General features: G+C 64.4%; 19 protein-coding genes and 1 tRNA gene. 15 read left to right on the top strand and 5 right to left on the bottom strand.

Translation table 11 applies throughout. The annotated features are described in order from the left end of the window. The first annotated feature begins 167 nt into the window (after positions 1-167). Positions 168-365 (top strand): hypothetical protein, encoded by a 198-nt coding sequence (locus tag ACE039_RS22220; protein WP_199196731.1) that lies wholly within the window; start codon positions 168-170, stop codon positions 363-365. A 63-nt stretch (positions 366-428) separates the two neighbouring features. Continuing rightward, positions 429-1,652, top strand: a complete 1,224-nt coding sequence (locus ACE039_RS22215; protein WP_313463015.1) for an amidohydrolase family protein — start codon at positions 429-431, stop codon at positions 1,650-1,652. A gap of 19 nt (positions 1,653-1,671) precedes the next feature. Here the strand turns inward: ACE039_RS22215 and ACE039_RS22210 are convergent, their stop codons facing one another. Continuing rightward, positions 1,672-2,556: a LysR family transcriptional regulator gene (locus ACE039_RS22210; RefSeq protein ID WP_313463016.1), complete on the bottom strand. Its 885-nt coding sequence runs from the start codon at positions 2,554-2,556 to the stop codon at positions 1,672-1,674. A 162-nt stretch (positions 2,557-2,718) separates the two neighbouring features. On the opposite strand from ACE039_RS22210, the gene ACE039_RS22205 reads away from it, so the two are divergent. Next, positions 2,719-3,846, top strand: a complete 1,128-nt coding sequence (locus ACE039_RS22205; protein ID WP_105555276.1) for a mandelate racemase/muconate lactonizing enzyme family protein — start codon at positions 2,719-2,721, stop codon at positions 3,844-3,846. A 73-nt stretch (positions 3,847-3,919) separates the two neighbouring features. Further along, positions 3,920-4,906, top strand: coding sequence for a Bug family tripartite tricarboxylate transporter substrate binding protein (locus tag ACE039_RS22200; protein ID WP_485823340.1), 987 nt, complete (start codon positions 3,920-3,922; stop codon positions 4,904-4,906). 25 nt (positions 4,907-4,931) lie between these two features. Here ACE039_RS22200 and ACE039_RS22195 read toward each other — a convergent pair whose 3' ends face one another. Beyond that, positions 4,932-5,780, bottom strand: coding sequence for an IclR family transcriptional regulator (locus tag ACE039_RS22195; protein WP_485823339.1), 849 nt, complete (start codon positions 5,778-5,780; stop codon positions 4,932-4,934). Positions 5,781-5,952: 172 nt separating this feature from the next. Between ACE039_RS22195 and ACE039_RS22190 the strand changes: the two genes are divergently transcribed. The 4 genes from ACE039_RS22190 (at position 5,953) to ACE039_RS22175 (ending at position 11,169) form a co-directional block, all read left to right on the top strand. After that, on the top strand, positions 5,953-7,605 hold the full coding sequence (locus ACE039_RS22190; RefSeq protein ID WP_485823338.1) for an MFS transporter: 1,653 nt from the start codon (positions 5,953-5,955) through the stop codon (positions 7,603-7,605). A 16-nt stretch (positions 7,606-7,621) separates the two neighbouring features. Beyond that, the gene (locus ACE039_RS22185; protein ID WP_105555272.1) at positions 7,622-8,581 is read left to right on the top strand and encodes a carbon-nitrogen hydrolase family protein; all 960 of its coding nucleotides are present in this window, start codon (positions 7,622-7,624) and stop codon (positions 8,579-8,581) included. 3 nt (positions 8,582-8,584) lie between these two features. Beyond that, on the top strand, positions 8,585-9,202 hold the full coding sequence (locus ACE039_RS22180) for a flavin reductase family protein (RefSeq protein WP_448711041.1): 618 nt from the start codon (positions 8,585-8,587) through the stop codon (positions 9,200-9,202). Between the two features lie 353 nt (positions 9,203-9,555). Beyond that, positions 9,556-11,169, top strand: coding sequence for a methyl-accepting chemotaxis protein (locus tag ACE039_RS22175; protein ID WP_485823337.1), 1,614 nt, complete (start codon positions 9,556-9,558; stop codon positions 11,167-11,169). A gap of 83 nt (positions 11,170-11,252) precedes the next feature. On the opposite strand, the gene ACE039_RS22170 is transcribed toward ACE039_RS22175, so the two are convergent. Then, a tRNA-Ser gene (locus ACE039_RS22170) sits at positions 11,253-11,343 on the bottom strand. A 295-nt stretch (positions 11,344-11,638) separates the two neighbouring features. Between ACE039_RS22170 and ACE039_RS22165 the strand changes: the two genes are divergently transcribed. The 3 genes from ACE039_RS22165 to yaaA all read left to right on the top strand — a co-directional run bounded on the left by ACE039_RS22165 (position 11,639) and on the right by yaaA (position 14,530). Further along, positions 11,639-12,856 (top strand): cation:proton antiporter domain-containing protein, encoded by a 1,218-nt coding sequence (locus tag ACE039_RS22165; RefSeq protein ID WP_485823336.1) that lies wholly within the window; start codon positions 11,639-11,641, stop codon positions 12,854-12,856. A 103-nt stretch (positions 12,857-12,959) separates the two neighbouring features. Next, complete coding sequence (locus tag ACE039_RS22160; RefSeq protein WP_485823335.1) at positions 12,960-13,742, top strand: 3-hydroxybutyrate dehydrogenase; 783 nt, start codon at positions 12,960-12,962, stop codon at positions 13,740-13,742. A gap of 14 nt (positions 13,743-13,756) precedes the next feature. Continuing rightward, a complete protein-coding gene (yaaA, locus tag ACE039_RS22155; RefSeq protein ID WP_448711047.1) occupies positions 13,757-14,530 on the top strand; it encodes a peroxide stress protein YaaA in 774 nt (257 codons plus the stop codon). Between the two features lie 80 nt (positions 14,531-14,610). Here yaaA and ACE039_RS22150 read toward each other — a convergent pair whose 3' ends face one another. Beyond that, positions 14,611-16,836 (bottom strand): FUSC family protein, encoded by a 2,226-nt coding sequence (locus tag ACE039_RS22150; protein WP_448711049.1) that lies wholly within the window; start codon positions 16,834-16,836, stop codon positions 14,611-14,613. A 428-nt stretch (positions 16,837-17,264) separates the two neighbouring features. Here ACE039_RS22150 and ACE039_RS22145 point away from each other — a divergent pair, with 428 nt between their 5' ends. From ACE039_RS22145 to pssA, 4 genes are all read left to right on the top strand, one after another. Beyond that, positions 17,265-19,034, top strand: coding sequence for an acetolactate synthase 3 catalytic subunit (locus tag ACE039_RS22145; protein WP_255410149.1), 1,770 nt, complete (start codon positions 17,265-17,267; stop codon positions 19,032-19,034). A 10-nt stretch (positions 19,035-19,044) separates the two neighbouring features. After that, complete coding sequence (gene ilvN, locus ACE039_RS22140; protein WP_006217868.1) at positions 19,045-19,536, top strand: acetolactate synthase small subunit; 492 nt, start codon at positions 19,045-19,047, stop codon at positions 19,534-19,536. Between the two features lie 76 nt (positions 19,537-19,612). Next, the gene (gene ilvC, locus ACE039_RS22135; RefSeq protein WP_046807014.1) at positions 19,613-20,629 is read left to right on the top strand and encodes a ketol-acid reductoisomerase; all 1,017 of its coding nucleotides are present in this window, start codon (positions 19,613-19,615) and stop codon (positions 20,627-20,629) included. A 166-nt stretch (positions 20,630-20,795) separates the two neighbouring features. Beyond that, entirely contained in the window at positions 20,796-21,569 is a 774-nt protein-coding gene (gene pssA / locus ACE039_RS22130; RefSeq protein ID WP_105555264.1) for a CDP-diacylglycerol--serine O-phosphatidyltransferase, read from the top strand. Positions 21,570-21,631: 62 nt separating this feature from the next. Here the strand turns inward: pssA and ACE039_RS22125 are convergent, their stop codons facing one another. Next, positions 21,632-22,150, bottom strand: a complete 519-nt coding sequence (locus ACE039_RS22125; protein ID WP_105555263.1) for a hypothetical protein — start codon at positions 22,148-22,150, stop codon at positions 21,632-21,634. Between the last annotated feature and the right edge of the window lie 111 nt (positions 22,151-22,261).

The raw sequence follows: 22,261 nt of genomic DNA, 5'->3' as shown, positions 1-22,261 counted from the left end.
TTAACCCCTGATCATTTTTGGCAATGCGTCCAATCGATGTGTGACTCGTGCACCAGCTATTTTTATCTAGGTGCGGGCAAGTATGACCTGTCGTCATCGCGATGTCAGGCACGGTTTGTATGAGTGTTGTCTTTTTGTACCGGCGTCGTTATTTGTATACTCAAGGCATGAATACAGACCTGCATGACCTCAAGCCTGGCTACTACTGGTACACCATGGCGAATGATCCGCTGGCCGTCATCCACATCCACGAAGACGGCGGCGCTTCCCTCATGGGCACCGACTACCGTATTGGCGCCGAAGGCGTGGCCGATATGGTTCGCCAGGGCGAACGCTTCTTCTGGATCGAACCCCCGCAAGCCTGATGCCCAAGGGGGTGCCGTAGCCGGCCGTTCGGGCCGGCTGCTTGCGCTTGTGCGGAACATGCCATGACCGACCTGTTATTGAAGAATGTCCGCGTCTCGCGCGACGATGCGGTGGACGTGCTGGTGCGGGCGGGCCGCATCGTCCGGATTGGCCCCGGCGTCGATGCTGCGGCAGCCGATGCCGCGGCAGCCGGTGCTGCCGCGGCCGATACTCTGGTGGAAGACGGCGGTGGCGCCTTGCTGCTGCCCGGCTTGATCGAAGGGCACACCCACCTGGACAAGACGAACTGGGAATCGCCCTGGTACGTGAACGAGGTCGGGTCCGCGCTGACGGACCGCATCGACAACGAGCGCGCCTGGCGGGCCAGCACCGGCCACGACGCGGGCAGCCACGCGCGCGCGCTGGCGTTGGCGTTCCTGCGTGAAGGCACCACCCGCATCCGCAGCCACGTCGATGTGGACACCGACGCCGGCTTGCGCCATCTGGACGGCGTGCATGCCATCCGCGAGGAACTGGCCGGCCGCGTCGACATCCAGACCGTGGCGTTTCCGCAGTCGGGCTTGTTGATACGGCCAGGCACCGCCGAATTGCTGGATCAGGCGTTGGCGCAGGGCGCCGACGTGCTGGGCGGGCTGGACCCCTCGGCCATCGACCGCGATCCCGCAAAATCCCTGGACGTGTTGTTCGGCCTGGCGGACAAACATGGCAAGCCGGTGGATATCCATCTGCACGAACCCGGCGAGTTGGGCGCGTTCACCTTGGACCTGATTCTGGACCGCGTGGCCGCACTGGGCATGCAAGGCAAGGTGGTCATCAGCCATGCTTTCTGTCTGGGCGGGATCGACGCCAAGCGGTTGGACGGCTTGCTGCGGCGCCTGGCCGCGTTGGACACGGCCGTACTGACCACCGCGCCGCCATCGCGGCCCGTGCCGGCCGTGCGCGCCTGCCGCGAGGCTGGCGTGACGATCTTCGGCGGGAATGACGGCATCCGCGATACCTGGACGCCCTATGGCAGCCCCGACATGCTGGCGCGCGCCATGATGATCGGTCTGCGCAACGACCTGCGGCGCGACGACGAGGTCGAATGGGCGTTCGACTGTGTCTCCGGGGCGGCTGCCCGTGCCTGTGGGTTCGCCGATTACGGCTTGACCCCTGGCGCGCGCGCCGACCTGGTCCTGGTGGACGCCAGTTGCGTGGCCGAAGCCGTGGTGACCCGCAAGCCCCGCCGCCTGGTCGTGGCGGGTGGCGCCATCGTCGCGCGCAACGGCCTGGATGCCATCGCCTGAGCGCTGAGGTGCCAGGGCGCTAGGGCGGGGACAGGCCGAGTTGCGACTCGGTCAGTTCCACGAACGCCCGCATCAATTCCGACCGCACGCCCGCGCGCAGCCAGATCGCGCCCACGGTGCGCACCGGGCACGGCGCGGGCAACGGCCAGCGTTTGACCCGCGCTGGCGGCGTGTCGGAGGCGGCCCAGTCGGGCAGCAACGCCACCCCCAATCCCTCCGAAACCAGCTTGGCGATGGAATCGATTCCATCAAGTTCGAAGCGCACGTGCGGCCGCAGGTTGCGCGCCCGCAGATAGTCGTCCGCCATCTTGCCGCCGACCACGCTGCGGTCATAGCAGATGTAGGGTTCGCGCGCGATCACCGCCAGCGGATCGCGCACCTTCATGTCGGCAGGGGTGACCAGCACCAGGGGTTCGTGCCGGAGATCGCGCCACGCGCAGGTCTTGGGCAGCGGAAACAGCGGGTGCACCAGCAGCGCGCCGTCCAGTTCGCCCGACAGCACCTTGCCGTACAGCAGGGTAGTGGGAGCAGGCTCGATATAGATCTCGATATGCGGATGGCGAGCGACCCAGGTCCGCAGTATGGGCGGCATGATGCCGGTCAGCGCGGTGGGCGTGGCGCCCAGCCGCAAAGGGCCGGCGGGCAGCTCGGTGTCGCTGGCGGCCGAGCGCAGGTCGCGCACGTCGCGCAGGATCTGGCGCGCACGCTCCAGGATGCGAAGACCGGCCGGTGTGGGTTTGACGGTGCGCCCGGAGCGGGCGATCAGCGCGCTGCCCACGTCGGCTTCCAGCGCCCGCAGCCGCTGCTGCACCGTGGCGGGCGTCAGGCCCTGGTGCCGCGCGGCCTGGGCGATGGAGCCCAGTTCCACCACGTGCACATAGGTTTGCAGGAAGCGCGAATCCACGGCGGCAAGCCTTTTGGGAAGATGGAATATCCGTATTCTAAAGATGCGTGACGATAATTGTTGTTTTCTTTGGCGAAGGGAAGAATACGTCCAGAGCATTCAGCCTGCGCAAGACCGCGTTGGCGCCGCCTATCGGAATTTCCCTTTCTCAAGGAGCCTGCCGTGCCCATCATTGAATCCATCGACGTATGCGCCGCCGCGGTGCCGTTGGACAAAGTCACCTCGTTCTCGAACCGCACCGTCTCGACGCGGCACTATGGCCTGGTCAAGGTGCGTTCCACGGATGGCGTGGAAGGCATCGGCTTTTGCTACGTGGGCAGCGCCGGCGGCGCTATCTTCGAGGCAGCGGTGCAAAGCCTGCTGGGGCCCGTGCTGCTGGGCAAGGATTCGCATGCCGTTGAAGGCCTGTGGCAGTCCATGTACCAGGAGGCGCTGCTGCAAGGCCGCCAGGGCACCGTGATGCGCGCATTGAGCGCGCTGGACATCGCGTTGTGGGACTTGAACGCCAAGACCGCCGGTCTGCCGCTGCACAAGTTTCTGGGCGCGATGGAGCTCGAAACGGTGCCCGCCTACGCCAGCGGCGGCTACTACCTGGACGGAAAGACGCCGCAGCATCTGGGCGAAGAAATGGCCAGCTATGTGGATAAGGGCTTTCGTGCCGTCAAGATGAAGACTGGCCGCCTGTCGCCGCGCGAGGAAGAAGCGCGGCTGAAGGCTGCGCGCGAGGCCGTAGGCCCGGACGTCGAATTGATGATGGACTGCAACAACGCCTGGCAGGACGTGACCCAGGCCATGCAGTACATCCGCCGCTTCGAACAGTACGAGCCCTATTTCATCGAAGAGCCCTTCAGCCCGGACGACATCGACAGCCATGCCAAGCTGGCGCGTCTGACGCACCTGCCGATCGCGACCGCCGAAATTGGCTATGGCCGCTGGTATCACAAGGAACTGCTGGACAAGGGAGCGGCCGGCATCCTGCAGACGGACGCCGCCGTATGCGGCGGCATCACCGAATGGAAGCGCATCGCGGCTACCGCGGCCAGCTATGGCGTGGTCGTCTGCCCGCACTGGTTCCACGACGTGCATGCGCCGCTTGTCGCGGCCACGCCGAACGCGCGCTACGTCGAATTCTTCTGGGACGACCAGGTGCTGAACTTCCGCAAACTGGTTGATCGTCAGTTGACGCACAAGCAAGGGCGCGTGGTGTTGCACCAGGAGCCCGGCCTGGGCTTCGGGTTCGACGAGCGCATGGTAGAACGGTTCGGGAAGTGGGTCCGGGTCGGCCGTTAAGGCCGCACCGCAAGCAGGCAGTGCTTTGCTAAAACCAGCCGCCGGCCTACGGGACCGGCGCGAGGAGACAAGAATGCAACGCAGGCAATTCATGACCGGCGCCGCGGCGCTGGGGGTGGGCCTCGTCCTGCCCGCCGCGGCCCGGGCGCAACAGCCGGACTTGCCGTCCGGCCCCGTGAAGATCGTGGTCGGCTTTCCGGCGGGCGGGGGCACCGATGTGCTGGCCCGCTTGCTGGGGCAGAAGCTGGGCGTGTTGTGGAACATCCCCGTCATCGTGGAAAACCGCGCGGGCGCGGCCGGCATCATCGCCGCCGAGCAGGTGGCGCGGCAACCCAATGATGGCAACACCCTCTTGATGGCCCACGTGAATAGCCACGGCATCGCGCCGGGGCTGCAGCCGAAACTGGCCTATTCCGTGGACCGCGATTTTTCGCCCATCGCGCTGGTGGGCAAGACGCCCACCATCCTGATCGGCGGCGCGTCGCAGCCGGCCAGGACATTGCCCGACCTGGTCAAGCTGTGCCGCGCGCAGCCGGGCAAGATCGTGTTCGGCTCGGCCGGCGCGGGATCGGCCCAGCACCTGGCGCTGGAAATATTCAAGGCGCGCGCCGGCATCGACGTGCTGCACGTTCCGTACAAGGGATCGGCTCCGCTAATGAACGATCTGATGGGCGGCCACGTGCAGTATTGCTTTGAAGGCATGACGACGGCGACGCCGTTGCTGCAGTCGGGCAAGGTGATTGCGCTGGCGCAGACCTTGCAGCAGCGTTCCAAGAGCCAGCCGGACGTGCCGACGGTGGCCGAGCAGGGCTATCCGGGGTTCGAAGCCAGCATCTGGTTCGGCATGGTGGGGCCAGGCAAGATGCCCGGCGCCATGGTCCAGCGCATGAACCGCGACATCGACCGCGTGCTGGCCATGCCGGACGTGCAGGAAAAGCTGGCGCAGGTGGGCGCGGAAGACGGCGGCGGCAACGTGCAGCGCTTTGCCGACTTCATGACCCAGGAACAGCAGAAATACGCGAAGACGATCAAAGACGCGAAGATCGTCGTCGAAAGCTGACGCGGCGAACGGCCCGCGACGCGGCTTAGCGCGCGTCCGGGTCCACCCAGCCCGCCATTGCCGAGATCGAACGGGCTTTCTCGCGCAGCAGGCGCGCAGTGCCGGATTCCAGTTCATCATCGATCGCGCCCACCGGCCCCATCAGGGTGATGGCGGCGGTCATTTCGCCCAGCATGTCGAAGATGGGCGCCGACAGGGAGGTGAAGTGCGGCAACAGCGCGTGACGACAGCGGCTGATGTGGTGCTTCCGGACCACGTCGCGGATGGCCTGCACATCTTTGGCCGTATAGGAATTGCCGGGCGCGCCGCCATGGCTTTCCGGCACCGCCGAGGCCAGCTCCTGCTCTAGCAGGTCGCGGGTCAGGGCATCCGGCAGATGGGCCAGGAAGTTGCGGCCCAGGGCGGACGACAGCAAGGGCATCACGCTGCCCACGCGTAGTTCCAGCAACGGCCGGCTGCGGCTGCCTTCCACCCGGTAGACGATCGTGGGCCCCTTGTTGCCCCACACCCCCAGGAACACGGTGTGTCCCGTGACGGCGGCCACCTCGGCCATGATGGGTCGCGCCGTGGTGAACACGTCGAATTGCTCCAGGGCTGCCAGGCCCAGCCGCAAGGCATAGGGTCCCAGGCCATAGTGCCCGGTGTCCGCATGCTGCTGCACCACGCCCACTTTCTGGAAACTGACCAGGTAATAGTGCACGTTCGGCACGGTCAGTTCACAGGCGTCGGCGATTTCCTTCAAGGGCAGCGGGCGGCCCGTCTTGCGGATCACGTCCAGGATCCGGAACCCCACTTCGATCGACTGGATGCCGCGGCGCGCGGCGGTCGGCGCCTGTTCCGCGTTCTTTTCAACCTTGCCGGCGGGCCTTGCCATCACTGTCTCCACGGTGTCTTTGGCGGCAGTGTAGCAGCGGCCCGGACCTGTTCCGTCCGGTGGCGGGGACAGGTTTTCCGGGTTTCCCCCAGCTATGTCGCGCCTCGATTCAAGTTTGATAATAGTTAATGCGTACAGCAGTATCAATTAAAAACGACTGGGGAATGCAAGCATGGAAGCTAACGTCGCAATGCAGCGGATAGACGCCGGGCCGACGCTCAGCAGGAAAGAGGAACGCCAGGTGGTGGTGGCCTCGACGCTGGGCACGCTGTTCGAGTGGTATGACTTTTTCATATACGGGACCTTGGCCGTCTTCATGAGCCAGGTGCTGTTTCCGCAGGACAACCCCACGGTGGCGCTGCTTGCCGCATTGGGCGCGCTGGCCGTGGGCTTCATCATCCGTCCGCTGGGCGCGGTGATGTTCGGCTACCTGGGCGACAAGTGGGGCCGCAAGTACACCTTCCTGATCACGGTCGTGATGATGGGGGGCGCCACGGTGTTGATCGGTTGCCTGCCCACCTATGAATCGGCGGGCCACCTGTCGTGGATTCTGTTGCTGACGCTGCGCGTTATCCAGGGGCTGGCGGTGGGCGGCGAATACGGCGGCGCCGTGATCTACGTGGCCGAGCACTGCGAGCCCAAGCGCCGCGGCCTCTTGACCGGCTGGATCCAGATCACCTCGTCAGCCGGCCTGATCCTGTCGCTGATCGTCATCCTGTGCACGCAGGCGGCCATGAGCGCCGAGGATTTCCGGCAATGGGGCTGGCGCCTGCCGTTCATCCTGTCGATCGTGATGCTGGCCATTTCGATCTATGTGCGCGCCAAGCTGCATGAATCGCCCGTCTTCACGCGCATGAAGCAGCAGAACCGCCTGTCGAAGAACCCGATCAAGGAAACGTTCGGCCAATGGTCCAGCCTGCGGCTGGTGCTGCTGGCCCTGATCGGCGTGACCGCCGGCCAGGGCGCGACCTACTTCACGGGGCAGTTCTACGTGATGATCTTCCTGCAGCAGGCGGTGCAGATCGACCAGACCAGCGTCTATACGCTGATCCTGATCGGCTTCATCATCGGCGCCCCGACCTTCGTGCTGTTCGGCTGGCTGTCAGATCGCATCGGCCGCAAGTGGATCATGATGGCGGGCCTGTTCATCGCCGCCATCGGCTATCACTCCATGTTCGACGTGCTGCTGAAGGCCGGCAACCCAGCGCTGGCCCAGGCCATGCAAAGCACGCCGGTGCGCGTGCACGCCGACACGAGCGGCGGCGCCTGCGACTTCGGCTTGCAGGCCGCCATGATCGGCAGCCATGCCGATCATAAGAAAGTATGCGTGCAGGCCAAGAAATTTCTGGTCGGCAAGGGCATCAACTTCGAATACGCGGCCCCGCTGCCCGGCCAGGACATCGCCATGAGCGTCGGCGGCGTCACCGTCAACGGCTTCGACCGCGCCGGCTACGCCCGCGCGCTGACGGCCGCCGGTTACCCGGACCGTGCCGACCCCGCACAGGTCGACCGCGCCACGATCATCCTGATCCTGGTGTTGATGACGGCCGTCGTCGCGATGGTCTACGGACCGGTCGCGTCCTATCTGGTCGAACTGTTCCCGGCCCGCATCCGCTATACCGCGCTATCCTTCCCGTACCACATCGGCGCCGGTATCTTCGGCGGGATCGTGCCGTTCACCGCAACCTATCTGGCGCAGGCCAGCGGCAATATCTTCGGTGGCCTGATGTATCCGGTGGCCGTGATGGTCGTGGTGGGCGTCATCGGCAGCCTGTTCCTGCCGAACACCCGCGCCCAGGCCATCGACGAAGATCCCAACCATTAAAAGAGCGAGGAGAAACATGTCCGTGCAATCGAGCTTCAAGGCCGCCGTCATCCAGGCGGCGTCCATCCCGACCGACAGCCTGGCTTGCGCCCATAAGGCGGCCTCCCTGATCCGCCAGGCGGCGGAGCAGGGCGCCCGGGTGCTGGTGTTTCCCGAAGCCTTCCTGGGCGGCTACCCCAAGGGCAATTCCTTCGGCGCGCCCATCGGCATGCGCAAGGCCGAAGGCCGCGACGCCTTTGCCAGCTATCACCAGCAAGCCATCCGCCTGGACGGCGAAGAAGTGGCGGTCGTGGCCCAGGCCGCCGCCGACACCGGTACCTTCGTCGTGATGGGCTGCATCGAGGCCGACGGCGGCACGCTGTATTGCACCGTGCTGTATTTCAACGGGCAGGAAGGGCTTGCCGGCAAGCACCGCAAACTGATGCCGACCGCGGGCGAACGGCTGATCTGGGGCTTTGGCGATGGGTCGACGATGCCCGTCTTCGACACGCCCTACGGCAAGATCGGCGCCGTTATCTGCTGGGAAAACTACATGCCCATGCTGCGCATGTACATGTACAGCCAGGGCGTGGCGCTGTACTGCGCCCCTACGGCGGATGACCGCGACAGCTGGATCCCCAGCATGCGCCACATCGCCCTGGAAGGCCGCTGTTATGTGCTGACCGCCTGCCAGCACCTGCGCCGCGACGCCTATCCGGAAGACTTCGAATGCGCCCTGGGCGACAGCCCGGATACCGTGCTGATGCGCGGCGGCAGCGCCATCATCGACCCCTTGGGCGAAGTGCTGGCCGGCCCGGACTTTTCCGCCGAAACGATCCTGTACGCCGACATCAACCCCAATCAGATCCTGCGCGGCAAGTACGACTTCGACGTGTCCGGCCATTACGCGCGGCCGGACGTGTTCCAGCTGCACGTCGACACCCGCGAAAAACGGGCGGTATCCGCCCAGGGCGCGATCGGCCAGCAGGAGCTCTGAGTCATGCATTTCGATTTCAGCGCCTTGCCCTCGCAGACGGTCTATAAGCTTCTGACCTCGACCGTCACGCCCCGCCCGATCGCGTGGGTCACCACGATATCGGCCGAGGGTTGCGTGAACGCGGCGCCGTTCAGCTTCTTCAACGTCATGGGGCATGAACCGCCCACGGTTGCCATCGGCCTGATGCGCCGCGCCAATGGCGAGCTCAAGGACACCAGCGCCAACATCATCGAAAACGGCGAGTTCGTGGTGAACCTGGTGCCGGAGTCGATGATGCAGCAGATGAACCAGACCTGCGCGGACTATCCGCCCGGCGTGGACGAGTTGGCCAAGGCCGGGCTGACGGCGCTGCCGGCCGCGCATGTGCGGCCGCCCCTGATCCAGGGCAGCCCGGTGTCGCTGGAATGCGTCAGCCAGGCAACGATCGTGACCGGGCCGCATCAGGTCGTGGTCATCGGCCGGGTGCTGGGCGCGCATGTGGATGACGCCTTTGTGCAGGATGCCGAGCGCGGTTACGTGAAAACCGCCGAGATGGGCCTGGTGGCGCGCATGCACGGCAGCGGGTGGTATGCCCGCAGCACGGATCTGTTCCAGCTGGCGCGGCCAACCGTCACCGATTGACGCGCCAGGGCGGCCGGTCAGGCCGCTTTTTTTGCCTGCGGCGGCCGCCCCGGGGCGGTTCGTCCATGGCTGCTTTGCGACGGTTACGCAAACGCGGGAGCTTCTGTCAAAAAGGTCTCCAGTTCGCTCGATGCCCGCCAAATTCCGGCTGCTAGCATGTGCTGGACCGTTGCGAGAATCCTCGATTTCGACTTCTCCGGCGGCATTTTCTCGACACATCGAACACCAATATTTTGGGGGCGGATCATCCAGGGGCTTGCGGGCGTCTGGCTTGCAGGGGAGGCGGCCTATGGCCGGCGCCCGGCAACTGCCGAACCCCGCATCCAGGCGCCTGGCTGGATGCTGGAGGCAGTATGAAAAATATGAAGCTTGGAACCCGTCTCGCGGGCGGCTTTTCCGTGTTGCTGGCCATGATCATCGTCATGTGCATCGTGGGGTTGGTCAGCTTGGGCAACATCAACGAATCGGTCGAGACCGTCACCCAGCGCTCGCTGATCAAAGAGCGCCTGATCAGCGATTGGGCCCGCAACATCCAGACCGGGGTCACCCGGACCACCGCCATCGCCAAAAGCGCTGACGCCAGCCTGGCCGGCTTTTTCACCGACGAAGCCGCCGCGTCTTCCCGTAATTCTTCGGCGCTGCAGCAGCAGATCGAGCCGTTGATCGAAACCAGCGAAGAAAAGCAGTTATGGGACGGTATCCGCAAATCCCGGGCGGACTACCTGCGCACGCGCGACGCAATCTTCAAAGCCAAGCAGGAGGGCGACCTGGCCTCGGCCGACAAGGTATTCACCCAGGAGTTCCTGCCGGCCACGCGCCAGTTCATCGACCAGATCACCAAGCTGTCGACGCTGCAGCGCGCCGACATCGACGCGCGCGCGGCGGAGATCCAGGGCGCCTACGCCACCGCGAATTTCTGGATGATCGCGATCGGTTCCCTTGCCGTCGTCAGCGGGTTGCTGCTGGCCGTTTTGCTGACCCGTGGCATCACCCGCCCCTTGTCCGCAGCGGTGCGCGTGGCGCGCACGGTCGCCGCCAATGACTTGACCAGCACGGTCACCGTGACGTCGCGCGACGAAATCGGGCAACTGATGCAGGCGCTGGAATCCATGAACGCCAACCTGGCAGGCACCATCGCCCGCATCCGGACCGGCGTGGACAGCATGGCGTCCGCGTCAAGCGAGATCGCGGCGGGCAACACCGACCTGTCGTCCCGCACCGAGCAGCAGGCCGCATCGCTGGAAGAGACCGCCGCATCCATGGAGCAGTTGTCGTCCACGGTGAAGCAGAACGCCGACAGCGCGCGCCAGGCGAACCAGCTGGCCGCCACGGCGTCCGACACCGCGTCCCGCGGCGGCGCCACCGTGTCCGAAGTCGTCAGCACGATGAGCGCGATCTCGTCCAGCTCGGTCAAGATCGCCGACATCGTGTCGGTTATCGACGGCATCGCGTTCCAGACCAACATCCTGGCGCTGAACGCCGCGGTCGAGGCGGCGCGGGCGGGCGAGCAGGGCAAGGGCTTCGCGGTGGTGGCCGCCGAGGTCCGCACGCTGGCGCAGCGCAGCGCGCAGGCCGCCAAGGAAATCAAGACGCTGATCGAAGACACCGTGCAGAAGATCAGCCAGGGCTCGGTCAGCGCCGAACGCGCGGGGTCGACGATGCAGGAAATCGTCAGCTCGGTGCAGCGTGTGACGGACATCATGGGCGAAATCGCGGCGGCGTCCGCCGAGCAGGCCGACGGCATCGAACAGGTCAATCGGGCCGTGTCCCAAATGGACGAAGTCACGCAGCAGAACGCCGCGCTGGTGGAAGAGGCCGCGGCCGCCGCGGGTTCCATGCAGGATCAGGCTGCCGACCTGATGCGGGCGGTCAGCGCGTTCAAGCTGCCGGGGGCGGGGCATGCGGTCGGGGCACGCACGCAAGACGCGCGATTGGCCGCGCCCGTGAAGCAGATCGCGGCATACTGATCACTGCCCGCGACCCCTACCCGGGCTTAATGTGCCGAAAAGAAAAAAGCCCCTGATTTCTCAGGGGCTTCGTTCTTGAATACTGGCGGAGAGGGTGGGATTCGAACCCACGGTACGGGGATACCGTACGCCTGATTTCGAGTCAGGTACATTCGACCACTCTGCCACCTCTCCGTGGCTGGATTCCGTAACGGTGAAATTCCTGCCTTCGCTCTTGCCGTTTAACTAAACGACTTAAAGCAGTAGGGCGGGTTTCTCACTCCAAGATCCCTGGTCGGAAGGATCTTCGTTGTCGGAGCAGCGAAGCCCGCAATTCTACAGGATTTTTTTCTTGTGTGTAAAGGGGGTGGAAAAAAATCTCTACGGGGGCTTACCCCGGGCTTCCGGCGCCGGCGATCTTTGCCCAGAATTCCCCCCACACGGGCATCTCGATCCTTGGCCCGCACCCACCAGGCAACCTCTTCCCTACATGGATCTGATCCTTATCCTCTTGCTTGCCGCCGTCCTGTGCGTGCCGATCACCCAGCGGCTTGGGCTGGGCGCCATCCCCGGCTACCTGATCGCGGGCGTGCTGATCGGGCCTTCCTGCCTGAAGCTGGTGACCAATGTGGACACCATGATCAACGTGTCCCAGTGGGGCGTGGTGATGATGCTGTTCATCATCGGGCTGGAGCTGTCGCCCAAGCGGCTCTGGGCCATGCGCAACGAGGTCTTCGTGCTGGGATCCTTCCAGATGCTGGCGTGCGGCCTGCTGCTGGGGCTGGTGTTCGGCGCGGCGCTACGGCACCTGGCGGGCATGGAGTGGCAGGCGGCGGTGCTGTGCGGGCTGTCGCTGGCGTTGTCGTCGACGGCGGTGGCGTTGCGGCTGCTGGACGAACGCGCACTGACCCGCACGCCGCTGGGCCGGTCGGCGCTGGGCGTCCTGCTGTTCCAGGACATGGCGGCGATTCCGATGCTGGTGGCCGCCGGCTTGCTAGGAGCCGACGGCACGTCGGCGCCGTCGTTCAAGGAAGCGCTGGTCGCCGTGGCGGTGGTGGCGGTGGCCTATCGGCTGCGGCTGCTGGGCTGGGCCGCCAAAGCGGAACTGAACGAGCTGTTCACGGCGGCGGCGCTGCTGATGGTGGTGGGGGCGGCGCAGCTGTTCGACTACGCGGGGCTGTCCGCCGGCCTGGGCGGTTTTCTGGTGGGGGTGCTGATGGCGGAATCGCGTTACCGGCATGACCTGGAAAAGGCCATCGACCCGTTCAAGGGCCTGCTGCTGGGGCTGTTCTTCCTGGCCATCGGGATGTCCATCAATCTGGCGGTGGTGGCGGTCCACTGGAAGCTCATCATCGCCGGCGTGGCGGCCCTGCTGGCGATCAAGGCGCTGGTCTTGTACGGCTTTGCGCGGTTTCTGGGTCTGCCGCGCTATCACCGCCTGCTGTTCGCCATGGTGTTGGCGCAAGGCGGGGAATTCAGCTTCGCCATTTTCAACGAGGCCTGGGACAACCATCTGATGAACCTGGAGCAGCGCGACGTGCTGGCGGTGGTGGTGGCGGTGTCGATGGGCGTGGTGCCGGTGCTGATCAAGCTGCTGGAGCGCGTGCCGGAAAGCCGGGGCGGCATGGCCGACCTGCCCACCGCCGAGCCCGTCGCCATCGACGGGCAAACGCCCGCCGATCCCCGCAACCCGCCCCCCGCTGCTTGACCCCGCAAGGTGTGGGGGCATGGCATGATTGCCGTCATGCCGGGCAGCTACACTTGAACCCCGTTTTCGCATCTCGCGCTACGCCAGATCACAGGAGAATGTCATGCTCAAAGGAAAAGTCGCCCTTGTCACCGGTTCCACCAGCGGCATCGGTCTGGGTATCGCCACGGCCTTTGCCCAGCAAGGGGCCGATATCGTCCTGAATGGTTTCGGCGACGCCGCCGAGATCGAAAAAGTGCGCGCCGGCTTGGCCGACAAGCATGGCGTAAAGGTCATCTACGACGGCGCCGACCTGTCCAAGGGCGACGCGGTGCGGGGACTGGTCGAAAACACGGTGCGCCAGCTGGGCCGCATCGACATCCTGGTCAATAACGCAGGCATCCAGCACACCGCGCTGATCGAGAATTTTCCCGCCGAAAAGTGGGATGCCATTCTGGCGTTGAACCTGTCGGCCGTGTTCCATGGCACCGCGGCCGCCTTGCCGCACATGAAGAAGCAGGGCTTTGGCCGCATCATCAACATCGCCTCGGCGCACGGGCTGGTGGCCTCCGCCAACAAGTCGGCCTATGTGGCCGCCAAGCACGGCGTGGTCGGCTTCACCAAGGTCACGGCGCTGGAAACCGCCGGCCAGGGCATCACCGCCAATTCCATTTGCCCGGGTTGGGTGCGCACCCCGCTGGTGGAAAAGCAGATCACCGCGCTGGCTGAAAAGAACGGCGTCGACCAGGAAACCGCTGCCCGCGAACTGCTCAGCGAAAAGCAGCCTTCGCTGCAATTCGTGACGCCCGAACAACTGGGCGGCACCGCCGTGTTCCTGGCGTCGGACGCCGCGGCGCAAATCACTGGAACGTCCGTCTCCGTCGATGGCGGCTGGACGGCGCGTTAATAAAGGAACCCCGAATGCTGTTTCTGCTTTCCCCCGCCAAGAAGCTGGACTACGACTCGCCGCTGCATATCGAGACGCACACCCAGCCGCTGTTCGTGGACCAGGCCGCCGGCCTGATCAAGGTGCTGAAGACCAAGTCCGCGGACGATATTGCCGAACTGATGAGCCTGAGCCCGGCCCTGTCCGAGCTGAACGCACAGCGTTACGCGCACTGGAAGCGCACCTTCACGCAGACTAATTCGCGTCAGGCCGTGCTGGCCTTCAACGGCGACGTGTACGAAGGGCTGGACGCGTCGACCCTGTCGGCCAAGCAGCTGGATTGGGCGCAAGAGCACGTGGCCATCCTGAGCGGCCTGTACGGCGTGTTGCGTCCGCTGGACCTGATGCAGCCGTACCGCCTGGAAATGGGCACGCGGCTGCAAACGCCCAAAGGCAAAAACCTGTACGAGTACTGGGGGTCGACCATCGCCGGCTACCTGAATGAGCGCCAGGAAGGCAAGAAATCGCCGGTGATCGTCAACCTGGCGTCTGAAGAGTATTTCAAGTCGGTCGACCTGAAAACGCTGAAGGCCCGGGTGGTGCAGTGCGTGTTCCAGGACTGGAAGAACGACGCCTGGAAGATCATCAGCTTCCACGCCAAGCGTGCGCGTGGCCTGATGGCGCGCTACGCGATCCAGCACAAGGTCACCAAGCCCGAAGGCCTGCACGGTTTCGACCTGGAAGGCTACGCCTATGACGCGTCGGCGTCGTCGGAAGACAAACTGGTGTTCCGGCGCAAGCTGGGCTGACCCCGGGGCGGATCGCCGCGCGAAGCAAAAACCGGCCTGTTTCCAGGCCGGTTTTTTTTATTGCGGGATCACCGTCTCGATCAAGACGCCATGGCCGCCATCGGTGGCGTATGCGCCGGGTCGGCCAGGGCCTGCAGCTCTTGCCGGATCATGTGGGACGCCTTCAGCATCTGCTTGACGGGGTAGGCCAGCGCGGCCTGTTCGCCTTCCGTGTCGAACTGCGTCGGCAGGGGCGCGGCGATCTCGGGGCGGCGTTCGTCCAGCAGGTCGACCATGCCGTTCATCGCCAACTGCACCGCCTCGGGTGTTTTTGGCAGCGCGGCCAGGATGGGGATCGCGGCGGTAATCTGCGAGGCCAGCACGTGGTTCTGGATCAGCAGGTTGTTTAGCTCGGGCACGCTGACCTGATGCGATTTCGGTTCACTCATCATCCGGTAGAAGGCTTCGGCGAAATTGCTGAACGCGATGTGCACGTTCTTGCGCGCCAGGCGCCAGGCCAGGTCGGCGTCGATCACCGCTGGCGTTTCGGCGGCGGCCCCGCCTGCCGGGGCGCCGTGCGCCTGCATGGCGTCGGCATAGCGCAGCCCGGCCACCAGGTACTCGCGGTTGGCGCGCGTGGCGGCGGCGGCCAGCGGCCTCAAGTAGCGCGCTTCCCACCACGGCAGGATATAGCTGCAAACCAGCGCCAGCGTGCAGCCCAGCAGCGTGTCGATGGCGCGTTCGCCAATCACGGACATCGACACCGTGCCCGGCGATACGAAGTGGAAGACCAGCACCACGAAGAGCGTGTTGAAAATGGCGCTGGCCATGTAGTTCAGCTGCACCAGGCTGTTGCCCATGATGCAGGCGCCCAGCAGCACGGCGAACAGGACTTCCGGCTGGTCGGTCACGTTGAACAGCAGCAGTGCGCAGATGCAGCCGATCAGGGTGCCCATCAGCCGCCAGCCGTTGCGCTGCCGCGTCAGCGCGAAACCGGGCTTCATGATGATGACGATGGTCAGCATGATCCAGTAGTTGTGCGCCGAGAAGGCGGGCGACAGCCAGCGGCTGGCCAGCGTCATCGCAATGGCGGCGGCCGCCGTCACCCGAAGCGCATAGCGGAAATGCGGCGAATCCAGGCGCAGGTTGCTGGTCAGCAGTCCAAAGCGGAATTCCTGGCGCGAGATGAATCGGGTCAACGATTTGTTGATGCGCAGCACGTCGGTCGGCTTGGCATCCGGCGAAGCCGCCGTGTGGTCCGCCAGCCGGTCGACGATCCGGGCCGAATTGCGCAGGCGGCGCAGCACCTGGATGATCAGCGCCAGCATTTCGGGTTCGCGTTCGCCCAGGCCCTGCTGCTTAAGCTGTTCGATTTCATATTCGATGGCGCGCAGTTCCGCCTTAGCGCTGCTGCGGTACTGCACCTGGCGGCCGCGCGACACGTCTAGCGCAATGCGATTCAACTCCAGCGACATCTTCACCAGCGCGTCGCGCATGAACATCAGGCAATCGTTGCCGGCCAGCGTGCGGCGCAGCGCGGCGTAGTCGGTGTGCGTGGCGACCAGCGTGTCCAGCAACTGAAGCATGTCGACGAACATGTTCCAGATCATCACGCGCTGGCGGTCGCCCGCGCCCTTGCCGCGCGGCAGGGCGCGCAGCACCATGTCGCGGGCGGCCTGGTGCTTTTCCGTCATGACGGATTGGCGCTGGATCAGCGTGCGATAGGCCTCGTCCAGGTCGGCCGTCTCGTCGTAGAAGGCGGCGCGGGCGGCGACGTAATCGCCCGTGGCGAACAGCGCCACCGACATCGCCTGCTGTTCCTCGCGCAGCCAGAAAAGGCGCGAGAAGCCCAGGCTGAACACCACATAGAACAGGGCGCCTCCCAGCGTGGCGACCGCGTGCGCCAGCACCTCGTGCGGCTCCAGCGGCGAATGCATGGTCAAGGTCATCAGCAGCAGGCCGGCAAAGCCGATCAGCCCGCCGCGCTTGCCGAATACGGTGAACATCGAATAGACGAAGCATTGCGCGATGACGACCAGCCAGATCATCACCGGGTGCGTCGATGCCAATCCCGTGATGATGACGGTCAGCGTGCCCAGCGCGGCGCCGCCCAGCATCTCGTTGGTGCGGTGGCGTTGTGGCCCGCCGGGTTGATCGATGATCGCCAGGCATTGCGCGCCGAAGGTCGCCACCAGCCCCGTGGTGTAGTTGCCGAAGATGCCGCCCAGCACCAAAACAGGCAACAGCATGCCGACCCCCTGGCGCACGCCTCCGAAGAAGTAGTGGCTGTAGAGGAAGCGGCGAATGCTGGCAATGCGCAAATCCATGGGGCGGCGGCTGGGTTCTAGGCAACGGAACAAGTATAGAGACGCCCGTGGATTTTTTGGGGCCGGATGGGCACCGGACTTTCCCTGCATCGCGCGTGCAACGGTCCCGAAACATCGATTTGCTACCTTTGACGCAACGCGGTAAATTCCATCTCTTGCGCCGGTCTGCCTATCCGATACCGGCGCGTTGAGGCGGATGGTCAGGGTCACCTCCCAGCCATCCTGCCGCAGTGATACTTGCTGTTGGCCGCGCCACAAGCGTGTGTTGCCGAAGCTTCCATTTCGACCTCCAGCGTCCCCAAGGGGCGTTTGCACTGCGTTCTGTCGAGCGTGTGCCGGGTCGGCAGGGTGTCCGGGTGGCGTGGCTCCGTGAGCCGCTAAGCGCCGGATCATGTTGTCGTAGCCGGTATGGGTTCCGTTGCCGCCGTATCCGGGCGAGCAGCAGTCAGGGTTGCAGGGCCGGTACTGAAAGGAAATACAACATGGAAATGAATGGCGCCGATATCGTCGTGCGCTGCCTGGCCGATGAGGGCGTGGAACACGTTTTCGGCTATCCCGGCGGCGCAGTGCTTTACATCTACGACGCGATCTTCAAGCAAGACAAATTTCAGCATATCCTGGTTCGTCACGAGCAAGCTGCCGTGCACGCCGCCGATGCCTATTCGCGCTCGTCGCAAAAGGTTGGCGTGTGCCTGGTGACCAGCGGCCCGGGCGTGACCAATGCCGTCACCGGCATTGCCACCGCCTATATGGATTCCATCCCCATGGTCATCATCAGCGGGCAAGTGCCCACTGCGGCCATCGGCGAAGATGCGTTCCAGGAATGCGACACCGTCGGCATCACGCGTCCCTGCGTCAAGCACAACTTCCTGGTGCGCGACGTCAAGGACCTGGCCGAAACCATGCGCCGCGCGTTCTACATCGCGCGCACGGGCCGTCCCGGCCCGGTGCTGGTCGATATCCCCAAGGACATCACCGTCGCGCAGTGCAAGTACACGCCGCCCAAGGGCGAGATCTCGATGCGTTCCTACGCGCCCGTCAACAAGGGTCACCAGGGGCAAATCAAGAAAGCCGTGCAGATGCTGCTGGCCGCCGAGCGGCCGATGATCTACACGGGCGGCGGGGTCATCCTGTCGAACGCCGCGCCCGAGCTCAACAAGCTTGTGTCGCAGCTGGGCGCGCCGTGCACCAGCACCCTGATGGGTCTGGGCGGTTACCCGGCCAGCAGCGGCCAGTTCGTGGGCATGCCCGGCATGCACGGCACGTACGAAGCCAATATGGCGATGCAGCACTGCGACGTGCTGCTGGCCATCGGGGCCCGTTTCGATGACCGTGTGATCGGCAATCCCAAGCACTTCGCGCAGAACGCCCGCAAGATCATCCATATCGATATCGATCCGTCGTCGATCTCCAAGCGCGTGCGCGTGGACGTCCCGATCGTCGGTAACGTCAAGGACGTGCTGGCCGACCTCAGCGCCCAATACGAGATCGCCTCCGCCGAGCACAAGCCGGCTCCCATCGCCAAGTGGTGGGACCAGGTCGAGACCTGGCGCGGCAAGGAATGCCTGAAGTTCGCCAACTCGGACGAAGTCATCAAGCCGCAATACGTGGTGGAAAAGCTCTGGGAAGTGACGGGCGGCGACGCCTTCGTCACGTCCGACGTGGGCCAGCACCAGATGTGGGCGGCCCAGTATTACAAGTTCGACAAGCCGCGCCGCTGGATCAACTCCGGCGGCCTGGGCACCATGGGTGTGGGGCTGCCGTACGCGATGGGCGTGCAGATGGCCAACCCTGGGCACGACGTCGCCGTCATCACCGGCGAAGCGTCGATCCAGATGAACATCCAGGAACTGTCGACCTGCCATCAATATCGCCTGACGCCCAAGATCGTCTGCCTGAACAACCGCTTCCTGGGCATGGTGCGGCAATGGCAGCAGATCGATTACGGCTCGCGCTATTCCGAGTCCTACATGGATTCGCTGCCCGACTTCGTCAAGGTGGCCGAGGCCTATGGCCACGTGGGTCTGCGTATCGAGCGTCCGGCGGATGTCGAACCCGCGCTGCGCGAAGCCTTTGGCAAGCACAAGGAACGCCTGGTCTTCTTGGACTTCATCACCGACCGCACCGAAAACGTGTGGCCGATGGTCAAGGCCGGCCGTGGGCTGACCGAAATGCTGCTTGGCTCTGAAGACCTGTAAGGAGGCCACCATGAAGCACGTGATTTCCGTCCTCCTCGAAAACGAACCCGGTGCGCTGTCGCGCGTGGTGGGGCTGTTTTCCGCGCGGGGCTACAACATCGAGACCCTGACCGTGGCACCCACCGAGGACGCCACGCTGTCGCGCATGACCATCGTGACCACCGGTTCCGACGAGGTCATCGAACAGATCACCAAGCACCTGAACCGCCTGGTGGATGTCGTTAAAGTGGTGGACTTGACCGAAGGCGCCCACATCGAGCGCGAGCTGATGCTCGTGAAGGTGCGCGCCGTCGGCAAGGAACGCGAAGAGATGAAGCGCATGGCGGACATCTTCCGCGGCCGCATCATTGACGTGACCGACAAGTCCTACACCATCGAATTGACCGGGGTGCAGGAAAAAGTACAGGCCTTCCTGGAAGCCCTGGACCGCAGTGCCATCCTTGAAACCGTACGCACCGGCGTGTCCGGCATCGGACGCGGTGAACGGATTTTGAAGATTTGACCGGCCTTCCAGGCCACGCCACACCCTACATCTGAATTAATCGAATATCCAAAATACTGGAATCTGGAGCACAACCATGAAAGTTTTCTACGACAAAGACTGCGATCTGTCCCTCATCAAAGGCAAGACCGTTGCCATCATCGGCTACGGTTCGCAAGGCCATGCGCACGCGCAGAACCTGCATGAGTCGGGCGTGAAGGTCATCGTCGGCCTGCGCAAGGACGGCGCTTCGTGGAACAAGGCCGCCAACGCCGGCCTGGAAGTCAAGGAAGTGGCTGATGCCGTGAAGGCCGCCGACATCGTCATGATGTTGCTGCCCGACGAGAACATCGCCTCGGTCTACAACAAGGAAGTGCACGGCAACATCAAGGCCGGCGCCGCCCTGGCTTTCGCCCACGGCTTCAACGTCCACTACGGCCAGGTCGTGCCGCGCGAAGACATCGACGTCATCATGATCGCCCCGAAGGCCCCCGGCCACACGGTGCGCAACACGTACAAGCAAGGTGGCGGCGTGCCCCACCTGGTGGCCGTGTACCAGGACAAGTCGGGCGCCGCGCGTGACGTGGCCCTGTCGTACGCCAGCGCCAACGGCGGCGGCCGTGCCGGCATCATCGAAACCAACTTCCGCGAAGAAACCGAAACCGACCTGTTCGGCGAACAAGCCGTGCTGTGCGGCGGTACCGTCGAACTGATCAAGGCCGGTTTCGACACGCTGGTGGAAGCCGGCTACGCGCCCGAAATGGCGTACTTCGAATGCCTGCACGAACTGAAGCTGATCGTCGACCTGATCTATGAAGGCGGCATCGCCAACATGAACTACTCGATTTCGAACAACGCCGAATTCGGCGAGTACGAAACGGGCCCGAAGATCGTTACCGACGAAACCCGCAAGGCCATGCGCCAGTGCCTGACGGACATCCAGACCGGCGAATACGCCAAGAAGTTCATCCTGGAAAACACCGCCGGCGCTCCGACCCTGACCTCGCGCCGCCGCATCAATGCGGAATCGCAGATCGAGCAAGTGGGCGGCAAGCTGCGCGCCATGATGCCCTGGATCGCCGCCAACAAGCTGGTGGACAAGTCCAAGAACTGATCGATGCCCAGGCGCGGGTTTCCCCGCGCGTAAGCGTTCAAAGCGGCATGCCTGCGAAGGCATGCCGCTTTTTCTTGGCTTATTGCTCAGGCATGCGGCTTGCTGTAGCCCGCAAGCGGGGCCAGATGGGTTAACCTTTCACCGTCCGTTGTAAGTTATTGAGACCATGCCAAATTTTTCCATGCGCGATTCCGAGAACCGCCACCGAAGCATCTACCTGCTGCCTAACGCATTCACCACCGCGGCGTTGTTCGCGGGGTTCTATGCCGTGGTGCAGGCCATGAACGATCGCTTCGAAGTCGCCGCCATCGCCATTTTCGTGGCCATGGTGCTGGACGGCATGGATGGCCGCGTCGCCCGGCTGACCAATACGCAGTCGGCCTTCGGCGAACAATACGACTCGCTGTCGGACATGACGTCGTTCGGCGTGGCGCCCGCGCTGGTCATGTACGAGTGGATCCTGAACGACCTGGGCCGTTGGGGCTGGCTTGCCGCCTTCGTCTACGTGGCCGGGGCCGCGCTGCGCCTGGCGCGCTTCAATACCAACATCGCCGTCGTCGACAAACGCTATTTCCAGGGCTTGCCCAGCCCGGCCGCGGCCGCGCTGGTGGCGGGTTTCGTCTGGCTGGCCGTGGATAACAAGCTGCCCATCCATGACAGCCTGATGGCCTGGGTGGCGTTCACGCTGACCATGTACGCCGGCATCACGATGGTGTCCAACGCGCCGTTTTTCAGCGGCAAGAGCTTCGCCCTGGGCCGCAGCGTGCCGTTCTGGGGCATCTTGCTGGTGGTGGCCGTGTTCGTGTTCGTGTCCAGCGATCCCCCGGTGGTGCTATTCGGCCTGTTCGTGCTGTATGGCCTGTCGGGCTGGGTCATGTGGGGCTGGCGCTGGAACAAGGCGCGCCGCCTGACGCAAGAGCGCCGCAGCCAGTCTTCCTGATTGCGTTGCCCTACAAGACAAAACCCGCCGGGAACGGCGGGTTTTGTGTTTTGGGGGCGGCGTTAGCGCCACATGAATTTTTCGTCGTCGTACATGGGGTCGGGGCCGGGGTGGAAGTGCGTCAGCTTGCTGCCGTCGCGGCTCATGTAAACGTACATCAGCGAATTCCAGACGCCGTTTTCCTTGTAGCGGTACGACCACACGACTTCGCGTTTCTCGCCCAGGCCGGTTTCTTCGATGCGGGCGGGCGGGCCGAACTCGCAGCGCACGCGGTCGGGGCCCCAGTCGCCGGTCTCCAGCACTTTGAAATGGGCGTCGGTCAGCAGGGGCAGCACTTGTCCCACGCGGCCGTCGGTGCCGACATTGGTGCCCCAGGCGTACTGGCCCATGGGCTGTTGCGTCCAGATCACGCGGCGCCCGCCACCCGCCTGCGGGCATTCAAAGTTGGGCTGGCCGAATTGCGTCAGGACTTCGGCGTAGGGGGTGCCAGGCGGCACCTGGGCCAGATTGGCGCATGCGGCAAGCCCCGCCAGCGCCAGCGAGGCGAGGGCGATACGGGTTGTGTTGTAATATTTAGACATATATTTGCTCCTCAGGGGCGCCGCACGGGGCGGCCACCGGCCTCTGCCGGCGGGGCCGAAACCGTCTCTGGGGTAATTCTAGCGAATCAGCTATAATCATCGAGCTTTATC

The organism is Achromobacter maghribensis (genome assembly GCF_057334215.1).
This window is presented reverse-complemented; position numbering and strand designations above follow the sequence as displayed.